At 75.0% G+C, this 21,425-nt stretch carries 22 protein-coding genes; 17 read left to right on the forward strand and 5 right to left on the reverse strand.

Annotation, left to right across the window (positions count from 1 at the left end):
• Positions 1-77: 77 nt before the first annotated feature.
• Positions 78-632: a DUF402 domain-containing protein gene (locus ACFU5J_RS08400; RefSeq protein ID WP_430578430.1), complete on the reverse strand. Its 555-nt coding sequence runs from the start codon at positions 630-632 to the stop codon at positions 78-80.
• A 131-nt stretch (positions 633-763) separates the two neighbouring features.
• On the opposite strand from ACFU5J_RS08400, the gene ACFU5J_RS08405 reads away from it, so the two are divergent.
• The 6 genes from ACFU5J_RS08405 to ACFU5J_RS08430 are packed head-to-tail and all read left to right on the forward strand — an operon-like array spanning position 764 to position 5,496.
• On the forward strand, positions 764-1,678 hold the full coding sequence (locus ACFU5J_RS08405; RefSeq protein ID WP_430578431.1) for an ABC transporter ATP-binding protein: 915 nt from the start codon (positions 764-766) through the stop codon (positions 1,676-1,678).
• Positions 1,678-2,451 (forward strand): hypothetical protein, encoded by a 774-nt coding sequence (locus tag ACFU5J_RS08410; RefSeq protein WP_430578432.1) that lies wholly within the window; start codon positions 1,678-1,680, stop codon positions 2,449-2,451. The genes ACFU5J_RS08405 and ACFU5J_RS08410 overlap by 1 nt, the downstream gene beginning before the upstream one ends.
• A 10-nt stretch (positions 2,452-2,461) precedes the next feature.
• Positions 2,462-3,679, forward strand: a complete 1,218-nt coding sequence (locus ACFU5J_RS08415) for a sensor histidine kinase (protein ID WP_430578433.1) — start codon at positions 2,462-2,464, stop codon at positions 3,677-3,679.
• 5 nt (positions 3,680-3,684) lie between these two features.
• Positions 3,685-4,380, forward strand: coding sequence for a response regulator (locus ACFU5J_RS08420; RefSeq protein WP_430578434.1), 696 nt, complete (start codon positions 3,685-3,687; stop codon positions 4,378-4,380).
• A gap of 48 nt (positions 4,381-4,428) precedes the next feature.
• Positions 4,429-5,205 carry an SDR family NAD(P)-dependent oxidoreductase gene (locus ACFU5J_RS08425; protein ID WP_430578435.1) on the forward strand — a complete coding sequence of 259 codons (777 nt, stop codon included), beginning with the start codon at positions 4,429-4,431 and terminating at the stop codon, positions 5,203-5,205.
• A gap of 24 nt (positions 5,206-5,229) precedes the next feature.
• Positions 5,230-5,496, forward strand: a complete 267-nt coding sequence (locus ACFU5J_RS08430) for a glutaredoxin family protein (RefSeq protein ID WP_430576185.1) — start codon at positions 5,230-5,232, stop codon at positions 5,494-5,496.
• 42 nt (positions 5,497-5,538) lie between these two features.
• Here ACFU5J_RS08430 and ACFU5J_RS08435 read toward each other — a convergent pair whose 3' ends face one another.
• Positions 5,539-6,387 carry an ABC transporter permease gene (locus tag ACFU5J_RS08435; RefSeq protein ID WP_430578436.1) on the reverse strand — a complete coding sequence of 283 codons (849 nt, stop codon included), beginning with the start codon at positions 6,385-6,387 and terminating at the stop codon, positions 5,539-5,541.
• Positions 6,384-7,358, reverse strand: coding sequence for an ABC transporter ATP-binding protein (locus ACFU5J_RS08440; RefSeq protein ID WP_430578437.1), 975 nt, complete (start codon positions 7,356-7,358; stop codon positions 6,384-6,386). The genes ACFU5J_RS08435 and ACFU5J_RS08440 overlap by 4 nt, the downstream gene beginning before the upstream one ends.
• 112 nt (positions 7,359-7,470) lie before the next feature.
• Between ACFU5J_RS08440 and ACFU5J_RS08445 the strand changes: the two genes are divergently transcribed.
• Genes ACFU5J_RS08445 through ACFU5J_RS08455 form a run of 3 tightly spaced genes read left to right on the forward strand, consistent with a single transcriptional unit; the run spans position 7,471 to position 9,502 of the window.
• Positions 7,471-8,601, forward strand: a complete 1,131-nt coding sequence (locus tag ACFU5J_RS08445; RefSeq protein WP_430576182.1) for a sensor histidine kinase — start codon at positions 7,471-7,473, stop codon at positions 8,599-8,601.
• Entirely contained in the window at positions 8,598-9,254 is a 657-nt protein-coding gene (locus ACFU5J_RS08450) for a response regulator (protein WP_430576181.1), read from the forward strand. The genes ACFU5J_RS08445 and ACFU5J_RS08450 overlap by 4 nt, the downstream gene beginning before the upstream one ends.
• 26 nt (positions 9,255-9,280) lie before the next feature.
• Positions 9,281-9,502 carry an SCO4848 family membrane protein gene (locus ACFU5J_RS08455; protein ID WP_430576180.1) on the forward strand — a complete coding sequence of 74 codons (222 nt, stop codon included), beginning with the start codon at positions 9,281-9,283 and terminating at the stop codon, positions 9,500-9,502.
• 23 nt (positions 9,503-9,525) lie between these two features.
• On the opposite strand, the gene ACFU5J_RS08460 is transcribed toward ACFU5J_RS08455, so the two are convergent.
• Positions 9,526-9,915, reverse strand: a complete 390-nt coding sequence (locus ACFU5J_RS08460) for a nuclear transport factor 2 family protein (protein ID WP_430578438.1) — start codon at positions 9,913-9,915, stop codon at positions 9,526-9,528.
• 100 nt (positions 9,916-10,015) lie between these two features.
• Here ACFU5J_RS08460 and ACFU5J_RS08465 point away from each other — a divergent pair, with 100 nt between their 5' ends.
• Positions 10,016-10,954: a Ku protein gene (locus ACFU5J_RS08465; RefSeq protein ID WP_430578439.1), complete on the forward strand. Its 939-nt coding sequence runs from the start codon at positions 10,016-10,018 to the stop codon at positions 10,952-10,954.
• 7 nt (positions 10,955-10,961) lie between these two features.
• Here ACFU5J_RS08465 and ACFU5J_RS08470 read toward each other — a convergent pair whose 3' ends face one another.
• Positions 10,962-11,513 carry a TetR/AcrR family transcriptional regulator gene (locus ACFU5J_RS08470; RefSeq protein WP_430576177.1) on the reverse strand — a complete coding sequence of 184 codons (552 nt, stop codon included), beginning with the start codon at positions 11,511-11,513 and terminating at the stop codon, positions 10,962-10,964.
• A 103-nt stretch (positions 11,514-11,616) separates the two neighbouring features.
• On the opposite strand from ACFU5J_RS08470, the gene ACFU5J_RS08475 reads away from it, so the two are divergent.
• The 7 genes from ACFU5J_RS08475 (at position 11,617) to leuS (ending at position 21,423) form a co-directional block, all read left to right on the forward strand.
• On the forward strand, positions 11,617-13,185 hold the full coding sequence (locus ACFU5J_RS08475) for an MFS transporter (RefSeq protein WP_430576176.1): 1,569 nt from the start codon (positions 11,617-11,619) through the stop codon (positions 13,183-13,185).
• A gap of 72 nt (positions 13,186-13,257) precedes the next feature.
• Entirely contained in the window at positions 13,258-14,994 is a 1,737-nt protein-coding gene (locus tag ACFU5J_RS08480; protein WP_430578440.1) for a metallophosphoesterase family protein, read from the forward strand.
• Entirely contained in the window at positions 14,991-15,707 is a 717-nt protein-coding gene (locus tag ACFU5J_RS08485; protein WP_430578441.1) for a tyrosine-protein phosphatase, read from the forward strand. Before ACFU5J_RS08480 ends, ACFU5J_RS08485 begins: the two co-directional genes overlap by 4 nt.
• A complete protein-coding gene (locus ACFU5J_RS08490) occupies positions 15,647-16,369 on the forward strand; it encodes a metal-dependent transcriptional regulator (protein ID WP_430578442.1) in 723 nt (240 codons plus the stop codon). The genes ACFU5J_RS08485 and ACFU5J_RS08490 overlap by 61 nt, the downstream gene beginning before the upstream one ends.
• 112 nt (positions 16,370-16,481) lie before the next feature.
• Positions 16,482-17,687, forward strand: a complete 1,206-nt coding sequence (locus ACFU5J_RS08495; protein WP_430578443.1) for an MFS transporter — start codon at positions 16,482-16,484, stop codon at positions 17,685-17,687.
• A gap of 90 nt (positions 17,688-17,777) precedes the next feature.
• Positions 17,778-18,443, forward strand: a complete 666-nt coding sequence (locus ACFU5J_RS08500; RefSeq protein ID WP_430578444.1) for a vitamin K epoxide reductase family protein — start codon at positions 17,778-17,780, stop codon at positions 18,441-18,443.
• 43 nt (positions 18,444-18,486) lie between these two features.
• A complete protein-coding gene (gene leuS / locus ACFU5J_RS08505) occupies positions 18,487-21,423 on the forward strand; it encodes a leucine--tRNA ligase (protein WP_430578445.1) in 2,937 nt (978 codons plus the stop codon).
• Positions 21,424-21,425: the final 2 nt, after the last annotated feature.

Here is a 21,425-nt window from a genome sequence, read left to right on the forward strand (position 1 = left end):
GATCCGGATCGCGGTCACCTGTCGTACGGACGCTTCACGGTCGAGTCGCTGACGGAAGGGCCTCTCGACGTCGAGGATCAGGCCGGGCGGCGGTCCTCGGCACCCGTGACTGCGGCGAGCCGGTCGAGCCAGGTGCGGTAGCGGCTGCCGAACGGCTCGACGCCGTCGCGCAGGGCCACCGTCAGCCACGCGGACGCGGCCTCCGCCCGCTCGACGACGTCGGCCGGATAGCCGTAGCGCACCTGGTGGTCGGCGAACTCGTCCTCGTCGTCGACGTAGACGGACATGTCGTCGCGGACGCGGCAGACGTCGAGGTCCAGGTCGACCATCGTCACCTCGCCCGGGTGGGGCCACGAGGCCGGGGTCGCGACGTCGCAGTACGCGTCGAGCCGTGCCGGGTCCGCCTGGAACTCGGCGGTCCACCAGTCGTCGCGGGGGATCAGCAGCACCCGGTCGTCCTCGACCGCCACGACGGCGGTCTCCCGCCCCGGCTCGCCCCGGCGGTAGACCGTGCCGGCCGGCGCCCCGAGCCACACGCCGAACTCGTCCTCGCCGAGTCGTGTCATGGGGTGGCGCCAGTGCAGGCCGCCGTCGAACTTGCGCCACACCACGCGGACCTCGTCGTCGCTCATCGCCCGAGGCTATCGGCGCGACGGCACGCGGTGGTCAACCGGCGGCCACGGGAGTCCGACGCGCACGCCGGCCGGCGTTCCGTACTTTCGTCGGTACCGGGCGCGAGAGCGGAACCGCCATCGTGTGGCCCATGCTCCAGTTCGCAGAGGTCAGCAAGCGCTACGGGCCGGTGCCGGCCCTGGACCACGTCTCCTTCGGCGTCGAGGAGGGGACGGTCACCGGGCTGCTCGGGCCCAACGGCGCGGGCAAGTCGACGCTCATGCGGCTGCTGGTGGGTCTCGACCGTCCGACGAACGGGTCCGCGACCGTGGCCGGCCACCGCTACCGGGACCTGCGCTGGCCGTTGCGGGTGATCGGCACCCACCTGGGCGGCCGTCCGGTGCACCGCCGTCGTTCGGCCCGTGCCCACCTGACGAGCGTGGCGCAGACCCACGGCCTGGCGCGGGCGCGCGTCGACGAGGTGCTGGAGCTGACCGGCCTCGCGGAGGTCGGGCACCGCGCGGCGGGCGGCTTCTCCCTGGGCATGGGGCAGCGTCTGGGCCTCGCCGGCGCCCTGCTGGGCGACCCGGCGGCCCTGGTGCTGGACGAGCCCGTGAACGGGCTGGACACCGACGGCGTCCGGTGGATCCGGCGGCTGTTGCGGCTGCTCGCCGACGAGGGCCGGACCGTGCTGGTCTCCAGCCACCTGATGAGCGAGGTCCAGCTGGTGGCGGACCGGGTCGTCGTGCTCGGCGCCGGGCGCCTGCTCGCCGACACGACGGTCGCCGAGCTCGCGGGTCGGGCGCGCGACGAGGTGGTGCTGCGGACGGCGGAGCACGGCGCCGACGACCGGCTGCGGGCGCTGCTGCCCGGCGCCGCGATCCGGCCCGGTGACGACGGGGCGTGGCGGGTCACCGGCGCGTCCGAGCGGGAGGTGGGGCTCGCGGCGCGCGGCGCCGACCTCACGGTGCTGCACCTGGCACGGGAGACGGCGGACCTCGAGGCGGGGTACCTGACGCTGGTCGGCGACCGGGTGCCGCAGGTCGACGGCGTGGAGGCCCGCTGATGCCCGGGCGGAACGCCACCATCGAGGTGGGAGCCACGCCCGCGGCACTGGTCGGCCTGGTCCGCTCGGAGTGGGGAAAGGCATGGTCGGTGCGCGCGCCGGCCGCGGGCCTGGCGGGGGCGGTGCTGCTCGCCGTGGCCACGGCGTTCACCCTGGCGAACGACCAGGTCCGCGCCGTGCAGACCGGGGAGCTCCCGGTCGGCACCCTGGTGCCCGTCCCGGAGGTCCTGGCGTCGTCCGTCGTGTTCGCGCAGTTGGTCGTCGTGCTGGCGGCCCTCCAGCTCGTGACGCCCGAGTACGCCGGCGGTCAGATCGCCACCACGTTCCTGTCCCATCCGCGCCGGTGGGCGGTGGTGCTCACCAAGGCCGCCGTCGCGGGGGTCCTCGGCGGGCTCACCGGCCTGCTGACCGGCCCCCTGGGCGTCGCGGCGACGGAGCTCGCCCTGGGCGACGCGCCACGGGCCACGGTCCCGGTGGCGGAGGCGGCCGTCGTGACGGCGGGCGTGTTCGCGTGCGCCGCGATCGTCGCCGTGGCCCTCGGCTTCCTCACCCGGAGCGGGGTGGCCGCGCTGAGCGTCGCCTTCGTGCTGCTGGTCCTCACGCTGGCCGCCCCCGCGGCGACAGGTCAGGTCTTCCCGGGGGTGGCGGGCAGCGCGCTCGTCTCCGGCACCGGCGACCCGTACGCGCGGTGGGCCGCCCTGCTGGTGCTCCTCGCCTGGGTCGTCGCGAGCGTGGGCGCGGCCATGGTGAGCGTCGAGCGGCGTGACGCCTAACCTCGTCCCCATGGCTCGCTCGGGTGCAGCACGCTGGCTGCCGGTGCTCCTGGTCGCGGCACAGGTGGTCGTGGGCGCGTTGGCCTGGCAGTCCCGGAGCTGGATCCTGCTCGCGTTCGGCGAGCTCGCCCTGCTGGTCGGCGGGGTCGGTCTGTACGGTGTGGTCCGCTACCGCGACCTCCGCGACCGGTACCGGCGCGAGCAGGAGTCGGCGCGCCAGGTCGCCGAACGCCGGCAGCTCGCCGACGAGGTGCACGACCTGGTCGGCCACGAGCTGAGCGTGATCGGGATGCGGGCCGCCCTGCTGCAGCTCCGCACCACCGGCGACGAGGCGGTGCTCGCCGGCCAGGTGCGCAGCGACGCGGAGCGCGCCGTCGTGATGCTGCACGAGACGGTGGCCACGCTGCACCGCACGCCCTGGAGCGACCCGGCCGACGCCGACGTCGCCGCGGTGGTCGAGCGGTTCCGCCGCGCGGGCGCTGACGTGCGACTCGTCGGCGACCCGGACGTGCTCACCCGGGCCTCGGTGCCGACGCGCGTCACCGCGCACCGGGTGGTGCGGGAGGCCCTGACGAACGCTGCCCGGCACGCACCCGGCGACGCGGTGACCGTCGTGGTCCGGCGCGCGGACGACATGGTGACCCTCGAGGTCCGGACGCACGGCTCCGGCGGGCCCGCGCCCGCCGTCGACCGCGACGAGCGGGAGGGCCGTGGCCTCGACTCCCTGCGCCGCCGGGTCGAGGCGATCGGGGGAACCTGGCAGGCGGCCACGTGCGCGGACGGGCACCGGGTCGTCGCGCGGCTGCCGGCGCGGGCCGTGCTCGAGCAGGAGCCCGAGGCCCCTCGAGGGCGGGCTCCCGAGGCCTCCCGTGCCCGCTCCCGCGCACGCCTGCCGTTCGCGGCGCTCGTCGGGCCGCTCGTGCTCCCCGCGGTCCTGGTGCTGCTGGGCGGGGCCGGCTACTGGGCGTGGGCGTCGCACGACGCCACCGTCGAACCGGTGGACGCGGCCGCCCTCCGGGTCGGCATGCGCGCGGCCGACGCGGCGGAGCTCCTGCCCGGCCGCGAGGCGCCGGTCCGGCTCGCCCGCGCGCCGGGACCCGGACCCGGCTGGGAGTGCCGGCAGTACACGGACGGCAACGTGCCGCTCGCGATGGCCACGCTCGAGGTGTGCACGGAGGACGGGATCGTCGTGCGGGTGACCGACCTGAGGGAGATGCCTCTCCTGTGACACCTGTGGCTCCTGCGACGACCGCTGCTGCCGGCGCCCGCCCCGTCCGGGTCGCCATCGTCGACGACGACCCCCGGGTCCGCCAGACCCTGCGCGAGATCCTGGCCAGCGACCCGAGCCTCTCCGTCGTCGGCGAGGCGGGCGACGGCCGGGAGGCGCTGGCGCTGCTCGACCGCTGGGCCACGGAGGTCGTCGTCCTGGACGTGCGCATGCCGGTCCTGGACGGCATCGCCACCCTCCGCCGGCTCCGGGCCCGACCGGACGCCCCCCGGGTGCTCATCCTGACCAGCTTCGGGGAGTCCGAGTACGTCCGCGCCGCCATCGATCTGGGCGTGGACGGGTTCCTCCTCAAGTCGGGCGACCCCCACGAGCTGCTGCGTGCGGTCCACGGGCGGTCCGACGCGGAGACCTACCTCTCGCCCGGCGTCGCGCACACGGCGGCCGCCGAGCTCAGGCGGGGCCGTGCCAGGCGCCAGGCCGGTGCGGACGCCGCACGACGGCTCGACGCCCTGACGCCGCGTGAACGTGAGGTCGTCGCGGCGCTGGCGGAGGGCGCCACCAACGCCGAGATCGCCCGGCGGCTCCACCTGGCCGAGTCCACGGTCAAGGCCTACGTGAGCGCGGCGATCGACCGTGCGGGCGTGCGCAACCGGGTCGAGCTCGCGTGGCTCCTGTGGGTGTCGGCCGCGGCGGAGGCCTGAGGCTCGGCGCGGGCCGGCCCGGGGGCCGCGGGATGGCAGAGTGTCCGCGTGACCGACGCGTACCTGTCCTCCCTGTTCGCCCTCGACGGCCGCGTCGCGCTGGTGACCGGAGGCAGCTCCGGCATCGGCCGGGCGATCGCCGGCGCACTGGCGCGGGCGGGCGCACGCGTCGTGGTCGTGGCACGGAGGGAGGCCGAGCTGGACGACACGGTCGCCGAGCTGCGCGCCGACGGGTGCACCGCCGACCGCGTCAGCGCCGACCTGGGCACGCGCGCGGGTGTGCGCGCCGCGGCCGAGGAGGCCGCCGCCGTCTTCGGCGAGCCGGACGTCGTGGTCAGCTCCGCGGGCATCAACCTGCGCCCCCCGCTGGGGGAGACGGACGACGCCACCTGGGACGCGACGATGGCGGTGAACCTCGAGGCGCCGCACCTGCTGGGCCAGCGGTTCGGGCCCGGGATGGCCGAGCGCGGTTTCGGGCGGCTGATCCACGTGTCGTCCCAGCAGGCGCACCGCGCGTTCGTCCAGTCCGGCGTGTACGGGGTGTCCAAGGGCGGGCTGGAGTCCCTGGCGCGCTCGCAGGCCGAGGCCTGGTCGGGCCGCGGCGTCACGGCGAACACCCTGGTGCCCGGCTTCGTCCTCACGCCCCTGAACGCGCGGCTGCAGTCGGACCCGGCGCGGGTCGAGGCGCTCGCGGCGCGCACGATGGTGGGGCGCAACGGCCTGGCGGAGGACTTCGCGGGCGCGGCCGTCTTCCTGGCGAGCGGCGCCTCCGCCTACGTCACGGGGCAGTCGATCCACGTCGACGGCGGATTCTCGGTGCACTAACCCTCGGGGGGTATGGTGCTGCGCATGACCGACGACATCAAGCGCCCCCAGACCCTCACGATGTACGGGGCGCAGTGGTGCGGCGACTGCCGCCGCGCCAAGCGCGTGCTCGACACCCGCGGCGTGGAGTACGTGAACGTGGACCTCGTGGTCGACCCGACGCGCGCCGACGACGCCGAGGCGATCAGCGGCCGCAAGAACATCCCCGTCGTGGTGTTCCCCGACGGCGAGTTCTTCGTCGAGCCCACGGACGCCGAGCTCAGCGCGAAGCTGGACGCCGTCGGCCTCTGACCGACGTCTCCCTGAGGCGCACCCCGCCCGGGTCGGGGTGCGTCACTCCCACCGGAACCACAGCGCCGCCGCGCCGCCGGCCAGGACGGTGCTCGTGCCCAGGCCGACCAGGGCGGACGCCGGCACCGCGACCCCGGCCCACGCCGCCCCGAGGCCGTCGACGGCGGCGCCGAACGGCAGCCAGCCGCCCAGCGCGGCGAGCGACTCCGGCAGGTTCTCGCGCGGGCCGAACATCCCGCCGAGCGCGGCGAGCCCGAAGAACGCGACGAGGCCGATCGCCACGGCCGACCCCGGCGTCGGCGCGACGGCCGCCACGAGCATCCCCACCGCGTACATCGCGGTGATGGTCAGCGCCAGCACTCCCGCCGCCGCTCCCGGGTCGGCCGGTGGGGACGCGCCCCTCCACGCGAACGCGACGCCGAGCGCCAGGGCGACGCCGACCAGGATCTGCGCCACGCCGACGAACGCCTGCGCGCCGAGCACCATCGCCGGCGACGCGGGGGTGACGCCCAGGCGCCGCAGCACCCCGGTGCGCCGGTAGGTCGCGAGGAAGCTCGGCATGTTGATCACCCCGACCGTCGCGACCACCATCGTCAGCGTCAGGGGCAGCACGTAGACGTCGAGCGCGGTGCGCCCCCCGGTGCCGGGGACCACCTGGTCCAGGCCCGGCGCCAGGCCGTTCATCACGAGGACGAGCAGCGGCATGCCGAGCGGGATCACGAGGCCCGCGGTGTCGCGGGCCACCATCCGCGCCTCGGCGACGGTGAGGGCCAGCCAGGCGCCCGCGCCCGGCCGCGCCACGCGCGGGGGCACGCCCGGTTCCGGCAGCTCCAGCACCCGCGGCAGGTCGTCGCGGGTCGCGCTGTCGCGCATCGTGCGGTGGGCGGTCATGGTGCCTCCAGGGCGCTGCCGGTGAGGGTGAGGAACGCGTCGTCCAGCGTGGGACGCCGCAGCCGGGTCTCGGTGGCGACGACTCCCGCGGCGGCCAGCGCCGCGCCGACCTCGTGCAGCAGGTCGCCGTGCCGGGGGAGGGCCGTGCCGCTCGCCCCGGGCGCGGGGTCGGCGCCGGTGACGGTGAGCCTTGGGCCCGCCGCGTCGACGCGCCCGACGGCGGGCAGCCGGGCCAGCAGGTCGGCGGCGGCCGGGTCGTCGGTGCGCAGCGTCACGGTGGGGCGCAGCCCCGCCCGGTCGACGAGCTGGGCAGGCGTCCCCCGCGCGACGACGCGGCCGGCGTCGAGGATCGTCACGTGGTCGCACAGCCGCTCCACCTCCTCCATGAGGTGGCTGACGAGCAGCACGGTCACGCCGTCGGCGCGCAGGTCCTCCACCAGCGCCCACATGCTGCGCCGGGCCTCGGGGTCGAGCCCGGTGGTGAGCTCGTCGAGGATGACGACGCGCGGCGCGCCCACGAGGGCGAGGGCGATCGACACCCGCTGCTGCTGGCCGCCCGACAGCTTCTCGAAGCGGGTGTCCCGGGACGCCCCCAGGCCGACCCGCTCCACGAGCCGGTCCGGGTCGACGCCGCGCGCGTAGAACGACCGGTACAGGTGGACCAGCTCGCGCACCGTCAGCGCGCCGTGCAGGTCCGCGCCCTGCAGCTGCACGCCGAGCACGGCGCGCACCCGCCGCCGGTCGGCGCGCGGGTCGAGCCCCAGCACCCGCGCGCGGCCGCCGTCCGGTGCGCGGGCGCCGGCGAGGAGCTGCACGGCGGTGGACTTCCCGGCCCCGTTGCGGCCCAGCACCCCCGCCACCTCGCCCGGCGCCACCGAGAGGCTCACGTCGTCGAGCGCGACCACCGGTGGGCGGCCGCGCCCCCGGGTGCGGTACGTCTTGCGCAGGTGCTGCGCCACGAGTGCGGTCATGGCGGCGACGCTACGGACGGGCCGGGCGCCGTCGCGCGTGCCGCCCGTCACGACCCGCACCCATGACCATCGGCACGGTCCCCGCGGCGCCCGGGCCGGTTAGCGTGGTGCCGTGCGCCGGCTGGGACCCGAGGAGACGTCCGGGCTGACGATCCTGGTCGTCTGCCTGGCGATCGTCGTGCCCGTGCCCTTCGTGGCCGGGCCGGACCGCATGCTCGTGCCCCTCGCGGTGTGGGTGGCGCTCGCGGTCGCCTGGCTCGCCACGACGGTCGTCACCGTCGTGCGGCCGCCGCGCACCGGGGCCGCGTACCTGGCGCTCGCGGCGCAGATCCTGCTGACGGCGGCACTCGTCGTGACGGTGCCCGGCATCGGTTGGCTGCCCATCCTGCTCGTCTTCGGCGCGGCGCTGAGCACCTACGTGGGCCCCACCCGCGTGACCGCGGCGGTGATCGCGGTCAACACCGTGGCCCTGCTCGTCGCGTTCCTGCTCGCGCCGGGCCCGGCGCACGGCTTCGAGGTGGCGCTGTCCCTCGGCCTGTACCTGCTGCTGCAGGTGGCGAGCGCGGCCGTGAGCGTCGCGCTGCAGCGCGAGCAGCGGATGCGCACCGAGCTGACGGTCGCGCACGCCGAGCTCGCGGCGGCGGCGGTGCTGGACCAGGAGGCGACCCGTGCGTCCGAGCGGCTGCGCATCTCGCGCGAGCTGCACGACCTCATCGGCCACCAGCTCACGGTGCTCACGCTCGAGCTCGAGTCCGCCGCCCACCTGCCGGGCGACCGCGCGGCCGAGCACGTCGAGCGCGCCCGGACGGTGGCGCGCGAGCTGCTCGGCGACGTCCGTGCCACGGTCGGCGAGCTGCGCCGCCGCGCCCCCGACCTGCGCGAGGCCCTCGGCGCGGTGGCCGCCGCCGTCCCCGCCCCGCGCGTGGAGGTCCACGTCGCGCCGGACGTCGTGGCCGACGAGGAGCAGACGGCCGCCCTGGTGCGCGTCACCCAGGAGGTCGTGACCAACGCGGTGCGGCACGCCGAGATGGCCACGGTGCTGCGGATCGAGGTGGCCACGGACGACGACGGCGCGCTGACGCTGGTGGCGCGCGACGACGGCCTCGCGTCCGGGCCGGTGCGGCTGGGCCACGGGCTGTCCGGGATCGTCGAGCGCGCCGAGGCGCTGGGGGGCGGCGCCACCTTCGACGCGTCCGCCGGGTTCACCGTCGAGGCGCGGCTCGCCGGGCGGGCGGCGTCGTGACGGCCGCGGCGGACCGCGTGCGCCTCGTGCTGGCCGACGACCAGACGCTGGTGCGGCACGGCATCCGCAGCCTGCTCGAGATCGCGGGCGGCATGGACGTCGTGGCGGAGGCGGACGACGGCGCCGCGGCGGTGGACGCGGTGCGCGAGCACGACCCCGACGTGCTGCTGCTCGACCTCCGCATGCCCGGCCGTGACGGGATCTGGGCGCTCGAGACGCTGCAGGCCGAGGGGCGCGACGTCGCGGTCCTGGTCCTCACGACCTTCGACGACGACGAGCTCGTGCTGCGGGCGCTGCGGGCGGGGGCGCGCGGCTACCTGCTCAAGGACGTGACCCTGGAGCAGCTCGCGGACGCGGTGCGCACCCTGGCCGCGGGCGCCACGCTCGTGCAGCCCGCCGTGACCGCGCGGCTCCTGCGCGCCGTCCGCTCCGGTCCGGCGCTGCACGACGCGGCGCGGGCCGACCTCACCGAGCGCGAGCTGGAGGTGCTGCGCCTCATGGCCCAGGGCTGGTCCAACCGGCAGATCGCCCGCGCCCTCTACCTCGCGGAGGGCACCGTGAAGAACCACGTCTCGGCGGTGCTGCTCAAGCTCGGCGCCAAGGACCGCACCCGCGCGGTGCTCCTGGCGCTCCAGACCGGCCGCCTGGGCTGAGCGGCGGCCGGGGGATACTCGACGGCGTGGAGATCCCCGTCGTCTGGTCCGTCGTCCTGCTCGTCGCCGCCGTGTGGAACCTCATGGTGTGGCCCTCGTTCTGGCGGCGGGTGACCAAGGACCCGCGGGCCCGCGACGAGGCCGGCCGCCCCACCCGCTTCTTCACCGTGCACGCCGTGCTGGTGGGCGTGTCGATGCTGCTCGCCGTGCTGGTCGGCGTCGTGGGGGTGCTCGGCCTCGTCGGCTGACGCCGGGCGGTCGGCCCGGCCGGTCAGTCCGCGTCGTACCGCTCGACCAGGTGCTCGCGCCCGGCGGGCGGCTCGAACGGCTCGGGCCAGACGTCGGTGACGCGCCGGACCAGGCCGTCGTCGGAGACGTCGAGCCAGACGTTCGCGATCATCGGCTCGTCGCCCACGCGCGCGTCGAGCCACAGGGCGGCGCGGGCGCCGTCCGCGACGACGTGCCGCACCGACAGGTGCCAGTCGCCCGGGTACTCCTGGTTGAAGCGGAGGTACGCGTCGCGGCCGCGGATGCGCTCGCGGCTCTGCGGCATCTCGTAGACGACGTCGGGGTCGAGGAGCGCGCCGAAGGCCGCCCAGTCACGGCGCTCGAGCGTCCCGACGTAGGCGTGCGCGACGTCGCGCGTCGTGGCGGTGTCCATGCCGTGACGGTAGGCACCGCCTCCGACAGGCGCCCGACAGGCGCCCGGCCGGCGCCGGCGCACGCTGGCGGGGTCTGCCGGCTCGCGTGACGATGGTCACATGAGGGCGATCTGGAAGGGCGCTGTCACCTTCGGCCTGGTCAACGTGCCGGTCAAGCTGTACAGCGCGACCGAGGACCACGACGTGCCGCTGCACCAGGTGCACGACGCGGACGGCGGACGCATCCGCTACCGGCGCGTGTGCGAGCTGGACGGCGAGGAGGTGGCGTACCAGCACATCGACCGCGCCTACGACGACGGCGAGCGCACGGTGGTGCTGACCAAGCAGGACCTCGGGGCGCTGCCGGCGGAGGCGAACCGCGAGATCGAGGTGGTCGAGTTCGTGCCGAGCGACCAGATCGACCCGATCATGCTGGACCGCACCTACTACCTGGAGCCGGACTCGAACAGCCCGAAGGCGTACGTGTTGCTGCGCCGCACGCTGGAGGAGACGGACCGCACGGCGATCGTGAAGTTCGCGCTGCGCCAGCGCACGCGGCTCGCGGCGCTGCGGGTGCGCGACGAGGTGCTCGTCATCCAGACGCTGCTGTGGGCCGACGAGGTGCGCGAGGCGGCGTTCCCGTCCCTCGACGGGTCGGTCACCGTCTCGGACAAGGAGCTCGCGATGTCGGGCCAGCTCGTCGCCAGCTACGAGGCGGACTTCGCGCCCGAGGACTACGAGGACGAGTACCAGGTGCAGCTGCGCCAGCTCATCGACGCCAAGATCGAGCAGGGCGAGGCGCTCGACACCTCCGAGACGTTCGGCGAGCAGCCGGAGAAGGAGGAGGCCGACGTCATCGACCTCATGGAGGCTCTGCGGCGGAGCGTCTCCGGCTCGAAGGGCGCGAAGGCGTCGAAGGACGAGGCGCCGGCGAAGAAGCCGGCCGCGAAGAAGGCGCCCGCGACGAAGGCTCCCGCCAAGAAGGCCCCAGCGAAGAAGAGCCCGGCGAAGAAGCCGGCGGCGAAGACGGCGAAGACGGCGGAGCGGAAGACGGGCTGAGCCCGGCTCAGGCCCCGGCGCCCGCGCCGCGGGCCGCGGCGACCTCGCGCACCAGCGACAGCAGCTCGTCGATCTCGTGGTCGGAGGGGCCGCTGGCGCCGACGGAGGCGAGCGCGTACAGGCCCTCGCCCATGAGGGACACGGCGCGGGCGAGCACGGGGTCGCCGAGCTCGTCGCGCACGGCCTCGGTCCAGGCGGCCTGGGCGTCGTCGAGGACGGCGCGGGCGCGGGGGGACGCGCCCTGCGCCACGCGCGAGGCCGCGAGGTAGACGACCTCGAACTCGCCGCCGATGACGGTCGACGTGCGCAGCAGGTAGTCGGACGCGCCCTCGGGCGCGGTGCGCATGGCCTCGACGTCGGCGGCCGTGAGGACGCCCAGGTGGTCGAGGAGGCCGTCGACGAGGGCGTCCTTGGAGGGGAAGTGGTAGAGCAGGCCGCCCTTGGAGACGCCGGCCCGCTCGGCGACGGCCTCGAGGGTCGCGGAGCGCTCCCCGGACTCGACGAGGAGCTCGGCGAACGCGCGCAGGACCTTGGCTCGGGCGGCGGGGGGAGGCGGCATGTCGACAGCCTAGTGGCGAGGTGTTACTGTACCGGCTGGACGGTACGGAAGTTCGGCATCACCATGTCGCCCCGGCCGTCCCGCAGTGTGTGAAAGGCACCTCATGGTCTCCACCCAGGTGACGACGCACCGCGCCCCTTCCGCCGCGCGACGCCCCGCCGTCCCCGCGCGCCCCCGCGGTCTCCGGACCGCCGGGCGTCGCTGGGCGGCCCTCGCCGTGCTGATGCTGCCGGTGCTCCTCGTCTCGATCGACAACACGGTCCTCAGCTTCGCCCTGCCGCAGATCTCGGAGGCCCTGGCCCCCGGCGGCACGCAGCTGCTCTGGATCGTCGACGTCTACCCCCTCGTCCTCGCCGGCCTGCTCGTGCCGATGGGGTCGGTCGCCGACCGCGTCGGCCGCCGCCGGCTGCTCCTGATCGGGGCCGTCGGCTTCGCCGCCGTGTCCGCGGTCGCCGCGTTCGCGCCCACCGCGGGCGCGCTGATCGCCGCCCGCGCCGGCCTCGGCTTCTTCGGCGCGATGCTGATGCCGTCCACGCTGTCGCTGCTGCGCAACGTGTTCACCGACCGCGACGAGCGCCGCCTCGCCATCGCGATCTGGGCGGCCGGCTTCGCCGCGGGCTCGGCCGTGGGGCCGATCGTCGGCGGCCTGCTGCTCGAGCACTTCTGGTGGGGCTCCGTGTTCCTCCTCGCGGTGCCCGTGCTGGCGCTGCTCCTCGTGCTCGCGCCGATCTTCGTGCCGGAGTCGCGCGACCCCGCCCCGGGGCGCCTCGACCCGGTCTCGATCGTCCTCGTGATGGCCGCCATGACGCCGGTCGTGTTCGGCATCAAGACGCTCGCCAAGGGCGGGCTGCCGTCGCTGGGCCTGGCCGCGATCGCCGTCGGCCTGCTCATGGGCGTGCTCTTCGTGCGCCGCCAGCTGCGCCGCCCCGACCCCATGCTCGACGTGCGACTGTTCGCCGTCCCGGCCTTCACCGGCAGCGTGCTGGTGAACCTGCTGTCCGTGTTCTCGCTGGTCGGCTTCCTGTTCTTCGTCTCGCAGGACCTGCAGCTCGTCATCGGGCTGTCTCCCGTGCAGGCGGGCATGGTGCTGCTGCCGGGCACCGTCGCGATGGTCGTCGCGGGCCTCGCGGTGGTGAAGGTCGTGCGTCACGTGCGGCCGTCGCACGTGGTCGCCGCGGGCCTGGCGATGTCGGCCGTGGGCTACCTCGTCACGGCGCTCGTCGCCGGGCGCGGCGAGTCCGGGTGGCTCGGCCTCGCGTTCGTCGTCCTCGCGATCGGTGTCGGCTCGGCCGAGACCGTGTCGAACGACCTCATCGTCTCGACCGTGCCCGCGGCCAAGGCCGGCGCGGCCTCGGCGATCTCCGAGACGGCGTACGAGGTCGGCGCGGTGCTGGGCACCGCCGTCCTCGGCGGGATCCTCACCGGGTCGTACCACGCCAACGTCGTGGTGCCGGCCGGGCTGTCCGCCGCGGACACCGGCGCGGCGGCGGAGACCCTCGGCGGCGCCACGAGCGTCGCGGCCGACCTGCCCGCCGGGCAGGCGCAGGCCCTGCTCGACTCCGCGCACGCGGCGTTCGGCAGCGGCGTGGTCGTGACGTCCGTGATCGGCTTCGTCGCGGTGCTCGTCGCCGCCGGGATCGCCCTGACGACGTTGCGCGACGCGCGGTCCTGACCTGCGGGCACGACGGCGCCACCCGGTGAGCAGGGTGGCGCCGTCGCCCGTGTTCCGCGAAGGTGGGACGCGATGAGCGACCAGCACGACGAGAAGCCCGGCCCCGACGCCCCTGCCCGCCCCGCCGCCCCTTCCGGCCGGCCCGACGACGACGCCCCCGTCGCGCACGGCGCTCCGGCACGGCGCACGCCGCCGCGCTGGGTGCGGTGGACCCTCGTCTCCGTGGCGGCCGCGCTGGCCTGCGTCGTCGTCGGCGTCACGACGGCGCAGGCCGAGCTGAGCCTCGGCCCGCACGAGGCCGTGTACGAGGTCGACACCGACGGCCTGGTCGTCGCCGACCTGGGCCCGCTGGGCACGCTCGAGATCGACTCGCCGCTCCCGCTCGGGCTGGGGCTGGACGTCGTCGTCAAGGAGATCCCGGCGGACCTGTCCGCCGTCGACCAGGCGGGCACGCTCGACATGCTCGCCGGCGACCTCCAGAACTACCTGCAGTTCTTCTCCAGCCCGCAGGAGACGGCGAGCACCGTCGCGCGGGCCCTGCTGTGGGACGCCGGGCGGCGCACCGTCGCGGCCATGGTCGTCGTCGTGGCCGTCGGCTTCGGGCTGCGGCTGCTGCTCGGCGCGGCCCGGCGGCGCGAGCTGTCGGCCCGGCTCGCCCCGCGCACGTGGGAGATCACCGCCGGCGTGGCCGTGACGAGCCTCGTGGTGGTGACCGTGGCGTCCGGGGGAGTGGTGCAGCCGGACACCCAGGGCCGGCCCGCGTCGTCGGTGTTCGCGGGCACCGCGCTCGAGGGGGCGACGATCACCGGCCGGCTGGCCGGCGTCGTGGACACCTACGGCGGGCAGCTCGTGGGCCTCTACAAGCAGAACGAGGAGTTCTACGCCGCCGCGGACGACGACCTCGTCGCTGCCTGGGACGCGTGGGACGCCACCCACGCCGACGCGGCGGACGCCTCCGGCTCGCCGTCGCCGTCGGGCACGCCCGATGAGGCGGTGGCGCCGCCCGACGGGTCGGCCACGCCGTCGCCCTCGCCGTCGGACGACGACCTCGTGACCCTGCTGGTCGTCTCCGACCTGCACTGCAACACCGGCATGACCCCGCTGATCCGCACCACCGCGGAGCGCGCGGGTGTCGACGTCGTCCTCAACGCGGGCGACACGACCATGAACGGCACGTCGGTGGAGAAGGTCTGCGTCGACTCGTTTGCGACGGCCCCGCCGCGGGGCGTCCCGATGGTCGTCTCCGACGGCAACCACGACTCGCAGCTCACCTCCAACATGGAGGCCGCGCGAGGGCAGACGGTGCTCGACGGCAAGGTCGTCGAGGTCAAGGGCGTGCGCATCCTCGGCGACCGCGACGCCCTGGAGACCCGCGTGGGCGGGGGCACCAACGTGGCGCGCGAGCGGACCCCGGAGGAGCAGGCGGCCGACCTCGCCGCCACCGCCTGCGAGGACGGCGGCGTGGACCTGCTGCTGATCCACACCCCGGCCGTGGGGCTCGACGCCCTCGACACCGGCTGCGTGCCGTTCCAGGTCTCCGGCCACACCCACAAGCGGTCCGGGCCCGAGCAGGTGGGCCAGGGCATCCGTTACGTCAACGGCTCCACGGCGGGCGCGGCCCCGAGCCAGCCCACGGTCGGTCCGCTGCACGGCACCGCGCAGATGACCCTGCTGCGCTTCGACCCCGAGGCGCGGCGCATGGTGGACGTCCAGGTGGTGAGCGTCACGCCCGACGGGGACGCCACGATCGGCGACCGGGAGCCGGTGCCCGAGATCGTGCCGCCGTCGGACGACGCGCTGCCCTCGTGACCCTCGACTGGTCCGGCTGCCGCAACGCCCGTGATCTCGGCGGCCTCCCGACGGCCGACGGTCGCCACATCCGCGAGGGAGCGCTCGTGCGTTCCGGCAGCCACGACCTCCTCCCGGAGACGGCGGCTGCCGCCGTCCGCGGCGGTGGGGTCGCCCGCATCGTCGACCTGCGCGGACGCTCGGAGTGCGAGGAACGCCCGAGCCCGTTCGCGGGCGAGCCCCTCTACCGGCACGTCCCGATGGTCGCCGAGGTGCTCGACTACGTGCCTCCGCCGGACACCTACGCGCCGATGCTGGACCGGCACCGCCACCGGATCGGCGCGGCATTCCGGGCCGTCGCGGAGGCGCCGTCCGGGGCGGTGGTCGTCCACTGCCAGGCCGGGCGGGACCGGACCGGGGTCCTCGTCGCGCTGCTGCTGAGCGTCGCCCGGGTCGCGCCCGGGCACGTCGCCGAGGACTACGCGCGGACCGACGGCTGCGACGCCCGCACGATGCTGAGCACGCTGGCTCACCTGGAGGAGCGCTACGCCGGGGCCGCTGCCTACCTCGCGGGGTCGGGCGTCGACCAGGGAGAGCTCGAGGCGGTGCGTCGCCGGCTCGTCGGACGAGCCGGCGACGGACGCCGTCGGAACGCGCCGGATAGGCTCGGGACGTGCCCGAACCTGCGCTGCCCGCCCGTGCCGAAGACCCCCCCGTCGACCCCGACGAGCTGACCCCCGTCGCCCAGGACTACCTCAAGGCGGTCTGGTCGGCCCAGGAGTGGTCCGACGAGAAGGTGACGACCGGGCTGCTGGCGGACCGGCTGGGCGTGGGGCCGTCGACGGTCTCGGAGACGGTGCGCCGCCTCACGACGCAGGGCCTGCTGGGTCACGAGCCGTACGGCGGCGTGTGGCTGACCGAGCTGGGCCGCCGCTACGCGCTGGTGATGGTGCGGCGCCACCGGCTGCTGGAGACGTGGCTGGTGCGCGACCTCGGGTACGGCTGGGACGAGGTGCACGACGAGGCCGAGGTGCTGGAGCACGCGGTGTCCGAGCGGCTGGTCGACCGCATCGCGACGCGCCTCGGCCACCCGGAGCGGGACCCGCACGGCGACCCGATCCCGTTCGCCGACGGCCGCGTGGTGCGCCCGGACGCCGTGCCGCTGGTCGACCTCGCGGCGGGCGCCGGGGGAGTCGTGGCGCGCATCTCGGACGCCGACCCGGAGGCGCTGCGCTACCTGGCGGACCTGGGCATCGACCTGGACCTGCTGGTGCGGCTGACGTCGCGCCGCGAGTTCGCGGGCACGGTCGGCGTCGCGTGGGAGGCCGACGGCCGCGAGGTGTCCGTGGACCTCGGCCTGCTGGCGGCCTCGCGCATCTGGGTCGTGCCCGCGTAGGCTGACCCGGTTCCCCGACGACGTGCTCACGGCTCACCCGTGTCACGTCGTCGAATCGTTTCGAGCCGCGACGTGTCCCGGCTCGGGCCCGACCGCCGAGAGCGAGTGCACCGTGACCCAGACGACCGTTCCCCGGGAGGCGACCTCCCGCGGACCCCGCCCGGAGCACGTCGGGGCGGCGCTGTTCGCGCTCGCCGTCGGCGGGTTCACCATCGGCACCACCGAGTTCGCCACGATGGGCCTGCTGCCCCAGATCGGGGCGGACCTGGGGGTCAGCGACCCGGTAGTGGGCCACGCCATCACCGCGTACGCGGTCGGCGTGGTGGTCGGGGCTCCGCTGCTGACCGTCGCGGCCGCGCGGATGTCCCGCAAGCGCCTGCTGCTGTGCCTCATGGGCTTCTACACCGTGGCCAACGTCGTCTCGGCGGCGGCACCGGGCATCGAGTCCCTCGTCGTGGGCCGGTTCCTCGCCGGGCTGCCGCACGGCGCCTTCTTCGGCGTCGGTGCGGCCGTCGGCGCCGCGGTGGCCGGGCCCGGGCGGCGCGGGCACGCGGTGGCGATGATGATGACCGGCCTGACCGTCGCGAACGTCGTGGGCGTGCCCCTGTCCACCGCCGTCGGCCAGAGCCTGGGGTGGCGCGCCGCGTTCGTCGTCATCGGGGCCCTCGGGGCCGTGACGCTGCTGGGCATCTGGCGCTTCGTCCCCGAGCGCGGGCCGGTCGACTCCAGCGTCCGCCAGGAGCTCGCGACGCTGCGCAACGGGCCGCTGTGGATCTCGTTCGCCGCCGGCGCGATCGGCTTCGGCGGGCTGTTCGCCGTCTACACCTACGTGGCACCCACGGTCACCCGCGTGGCCGGCCTGTCCGAGAGCGCCGTCCCGTGGGTGCTCGCGGTGTTCGGCGTCGGCATGACGGTGGGCACCCTGCTCGGCGGCCGCCTCGTGGACCGGAACGTGCTGCGCACCGTGGTGGGCGGGTTCGTCGCCACCGCCGTCTCCCTCGTCGTGTTCGCCCTGACCGCGACGTCCCCGGTGGCCGCCGTGGCGGGCCTGTTCCTGCTGGCCGTCGCGTCGCAGGTGCTGGGCCTCGCGATGCAGACGCGGCTCATGGACCTCTCGCCCCGGGCCCAGTCGCTCGGCGCCGCGCTGTGCCACTCCGCGCTGAACATCGGCAACGCGAGCGGCGCGTTCTTCGGCGGCCTCGTCATCGCCGCCGGGTACGGGTACCTCGCGCCCGCCTGGGTCGGACTCGCGCTCACGGTCGTCGGCCTGGCGATGGTGCTCGCGTTCGGCCGTCAGCGGGTCGCGCACGCGGGCTGACCTGCGTCGCGGACCGTGCCCGGCGCCCTGCCCGGCACCGTGCCCGACGTCGGTCCGCCGCCCCCAGGAACGTGCGGTACGGTCGCGCTCGTGAGCCCGAGCGTGCGCGACGAGACCCACGACACCCCTGACGACGACGCGGCCGAGGCCGCGCTCGCGGCCGGCCCCCGCGGCCTGTCGTCCCGTGCCTACGGCACGCTGCTGACGGTGCTGGGCGCGATCGGATTCGGCGCCGCGTCGTGGCTCGCCATCGAGGAGTACCTCAAGCTGCTGGACCCGAACCGGGTCACGACCTGCAGCTTCAACGTCTTCCTCGACTGCGGCGTCGCGATGATGTCCTGGCAGGGCACGCTGCTCGGCTTCCCGAACCCCTACCTGGGCGTCGCGGCCTTCCCCGTGGTGGTCACGACCGGCGTGGTGCTCCTGGCGGGCGCGCGGCTGCCGCGGTGGTACCACCTGGCGCTGCTCGCCGTGACCGCGGTGGCGCAGCTGCTCATCTTCTTCCTCATGTGGACGAGCTTCTACGCCCTCGTCCGCCTGTGCCCCGCCTGCATGGTCGTGTGGACCATCCTCTGGCCGCTGCTGTGGTTCCAGGTGGTGCACGCGGTGCAGGAGCGGCACCTGCCCGTGAGCGACGGCCTGCGCCGCGCCGTCGTGCGCAACCGGGGCCTGGTGCTGATCATCGGCTACGTCGTGGCGGTGGGCTGGCTGCTCGCGGCCGTCGGCGGCCCGCTCGTCGAGTCGTTCGGGGTGTGAAATACCGGCCGGGGGCGACAGCCCCGGCCGGTAGACTCGCCGGGTGAGCACGCCCGACACCGCACCCGCCCGAACCGAGGCTCCGACCGAGCCCACCTTCCGCTACACGCCCGCCCTCGCCCAGCAGATCGAGGAGCGCTGGCAGGACCTGTGGGAGGAGCGCGGCACCTTCTGGGCGGCGAACCCGACCGGCGCGCTCACGGACGGCGACGGCGAGCACGGCTCCGGCAAGCCGTTCTTCATCATGGACATGTTCCCGTACCCCTCCGGGGCGGGGCTGCACGTGGGCCACCCGCTGGGCTTCATTGCGACGGACGTCGTGGGCCGGTTCCGCATGATGAGCGGCGACAACGTGCTGCACGCGCTGGGCTACGACGCGTTCGGCCTGCCCGCCGAGCAGTACGCGGTGCAGACGGGCCAGCACCCGCGGGTCACCACCGAGCAGAACATCGTCACGATGAAGCGCCAGATGCGCCGCCTGGGCGTCGCGCACGACGAGCGCCGCACGTTCGCCACCATCGACCCGGACTACGTGCGCTGGACGCAGTGGATCTTCCTGCAGATCTTCGACTCCTGGTACGACACCGAGGCGGACGGCGGCACGGGCCGCGCCCGCCGCATCGCCGAGCTGGAGGCGGAGTACGCCTCGGGCTCCCGCGCGCTGGAGGACGGCCGCGCCTGGTCCGCGCTGACCGACCTGGAGCGCCGCGACGTGCTGGACGCCCAGCGCCTGGCGTACGTCGACGAGTCCGTCGTGAACTGGTGCCCGGGCCTGGGCACCGTGCTGGCCAACGAGGAGGTCACGGCGGACGGCCGCTCCGAGCGTGGCAACTTCCCCGTCTTCCAGCGCGAGCTGCGCCAGTGGAAGATGCGGATCACGGCGTACGCCGACCGCCTGACCGACGACCTGGCCCTGATCGACTGGCCCGAGAAGGTCAAGTCGATGCAGCGCAACTGGATCGGCCGCTCCACCGGCGCCAACGTCCGGTTCGACGTCGTCGGCACCGCCGACCACGACGCGGCCGGCGCGGGCGCGCAGGTCGAGGTCTTCACCACCCGCCCCGACACGCTGTTCGGCGCGACCTTCATGGTCGTGGCGCCCGAGCACCCGCTGCTGGACGAGGTGCCCGCGGCCTGGCCCGACGGCACGCGCGGCGCGTGGACCGGCGGGCACGCCACCCCCATCGAGGCCGTGGCCGCGTACCGCCGCGAGGCGGCGTCCAAGACCGCCGTCGAGCGGCAGGCCGACGCCGGCAAGAAGACCGGCGTCTTCACCGGCCACCTGGCCGTGAACCCCGTCAACGGGGCCACCGTGCCGGTGTTCACCGCCGACTACGTGCTGATGGGCTACGGCACCGGCGCCATCATGGCGGTGCCCGGCGGCGACCAGCGCGACTTCGACTTCGCCGAGGCGTTCGAGCTGCCCGTGATCCGCACCGTGGAGCCCGCCGACGGCCTGCCGGCGGACTTCGCCGGCGCGTACACCGGCGACGGCGTGACGGTGAACTCCGCCAACGACGAGATCAGCCTGGACGGGCTGGGCGTGGCCGAGGCCAAGGAGAAGGTCGTCGCGTGGCTGCAGGCCCGCGGCGCCGGCGAGGGCACCACCACCTACCGCCTGCGCGACTGGCTGTTCAGCCGTCAGCGCTACTGGGGCGAGCCGTTCCCCATCCTGTGGGACTCCGAGGACCGCCCGGTCGCGATCCCGAGCCACCTGCTGCCCGTCGACCTGCCCGAGGTGCCGGACTTCGCGCCGCGCACGTTCGACCCGCAGGACGCCGAATCGAACCCCGAGGCGCCGCTGGGCCGTAACGAGGAGTGGGTGCACGTCACCCTGGACCTGGGCGACGGGCCGAAGACCTACCGCCGCGACACCAACACCATGCCGAACTGGGCCGGGTCGTGCTGGTACTACCTGCGCTACCTGGACCCGACGGACTCCACCGACGGGCCGTCGGAGGGCACGGCCGTGGTCGACCCCGCGCTGGAGTCCTACTGGATGGGCCCGCGCCACAATGCGACCTCCGGCCCGGCCGGCGGCGTCGACCTGTACGTCGGCGGCGTCGAGCACGCCGTGCTGCACCTGCTGTACGCGCGGTTCTGGCACAAGGTGCTGCTGGACCTGGGCTACGTCTCCTCGGTGGAGCCCTTCGGCAAGCTGTTCAACCAGGGCTACATCCAGGCGTACGCCTTCACCGACTCCCGCGGGTTCTACGTGCCCGCCGGCGAGGTCGAGGGCGACGAGCAGACCGGCTTCACGTACCGGGGCGAGGCCGTCACCCGTGAGTACGGGAAGATGGGCAAGTCCCTGAAGAACGTCGTGACGCCGGACGAGATGTACGAGCAGTACGGCGCCGACACGTTCCGCGTCTACGAGATGTCGATGGGTCCGCTGGACCTGTCGCGGCCGTGGGAGACGCGCGCCGTCGTCGGGTCGCAGCGCTTCCTGCAGCGCCTGTGGCGCAACGTCGTGGACGAGGAGACGGGCGCGCTGGTCGTCACCGACGACGAGCCGGACACCGCCACGCTGCGGGCGATGCACCGTGCGATCGCGGACGTGCGCGTCGAGATGGAGCACATGCGTCCCAACACGGCGATCGCGAAGCTCATCACGTACAACAACCACCTGACGTCCCTGGACCGCGTGCCCCGCGCGGCCGTCGAGCCCCTGGTGCTGATGGTCGCGCCGATCGCCCCGCACATCGCGGAGGAGCTGTGGGGCCGGCTCGGCCACGAGAGCTCGCTGGCCCGCCGGCCGTTCCCGGCCGCCGACGAGCAGTACCTGGTCGAGGACACGGTGACCTGCGTCGTGCAGGTCAAGGGCAAGGTGCGCGGTCGCCTCGAGGTGCCGCCGTCTATCTCGGACGCCGACCTGGAGGCCGCCGCCCTCGCCGAGCCGAACGTGGTCCGCGCGATCGACGGTGCCCCCGTGCGCAAGGTGATCGTGCGCGCGCCGAAGCTCGTCAACATCGTCGTCTGAGC

Source organism: Isoptericola sp. NPDC057559, from assembly GCF_042801555.1.
Lineage (GTDB): Bacteria > Actinomycetota > Actinomycetes > Actinomycetales > Cellulomonadaceae > Isoptericola.

What these genes read in the sequence shown, in the direction of transcription:
- ACFU5J_RS08400 (WP_430578430.1), bottom strand. Translation starts at nt 632, where the DNA reads ATGAGCGACGACGAGGTCCGCGTGGTGTGGCGCAAGTTCGACGGCGGC.
- ACFU5J_RS08405 (WP_430578431.1), top strand. Translation starts at nt 764, where the DNA reads ATGCTCCAGTTCGCAGAGGTCAGCAAGCGCTACGGGCCGGTGCCGGCC.
- ACFU5J_RS08410 (WP_430578432.1), top strand. Translation starts at nt 1,678, where the DNA reads ATGCCCGGGCGGAACGCCACCATCGAGGTGGGAGCCACGCCCGCGGCA.
- ACFU5J_RS08415 (WP_430578433.1), top strand. Translation starts at nt 2,462, where the DNA reads ATGGCTCGCTCGGGTGCAGCACGCTGGCTGCCGGTGCTCCTGGTCGCG.
- ACFU5J_RS08430 (WP_430576185.1), top strand. Translation starts at nt 5,230, where the DNA reads ATGACCGACGACATCAAGCGCCCCCAGACCCTCACGATGTACGGGGCG.
- ACFU5J_RS08435 (WP_430578436.1), bottom strand. Translation starts at nt 6,387, where the DNA reads ATGACCGCCCACCGCACGATGCGCGACAGCGCGACCCGCGACGACCTG.
- ACFU5J_RS08440 (WP_430578437.1), bottom strand. Translation starts at nt 7,358, where the DNA reads ATGACCGCACTCGTGGCGCAGCACCTGCGCAAGACGTACCGCACCCGG.
- ACFU5J_RS08460 (WP_430578438.1), bottom strand. Translation starts at nt 9,915, where the DNA reads ATGGACACCGCCACGACGCGCGACGTCGCGCACGCCTACGTCGGGACG.
- ACFU5J_RS08465 (WP_430578439.1), top strand. Translation starts at nt 10,016, where the DNA reads ATGAGGGCGATCTGGAAGGGCGCTGTCACCTTCGGCCTGGTCAACGTG.
- ACFU5J_RS08470 (WP_430576177.1), bottom strand. Translation starts at nt 11,513, where the DNA reads ATGCCGCCTCCCCCCGCCGCCCGAGCCAAGGTCCTGCGCGCGTTCGCC.
- ACFU5J_RS08475 (WP_430576176.1), top strand. Translation starts at nt 11,617, where the DNA reads ATGGTCTCCACCCAGGTGACGACGCACCGCGCCCCTTCCGCCGCGCGA.
- ACFU5J_RS08480 (WP_430578440.1), top strand. Translation starts at nt 13,258, where the DNA reads ATGAGCGACCAGCACGACGAGAAGCCCGGCCCCGACGCCCCTGCCCGC.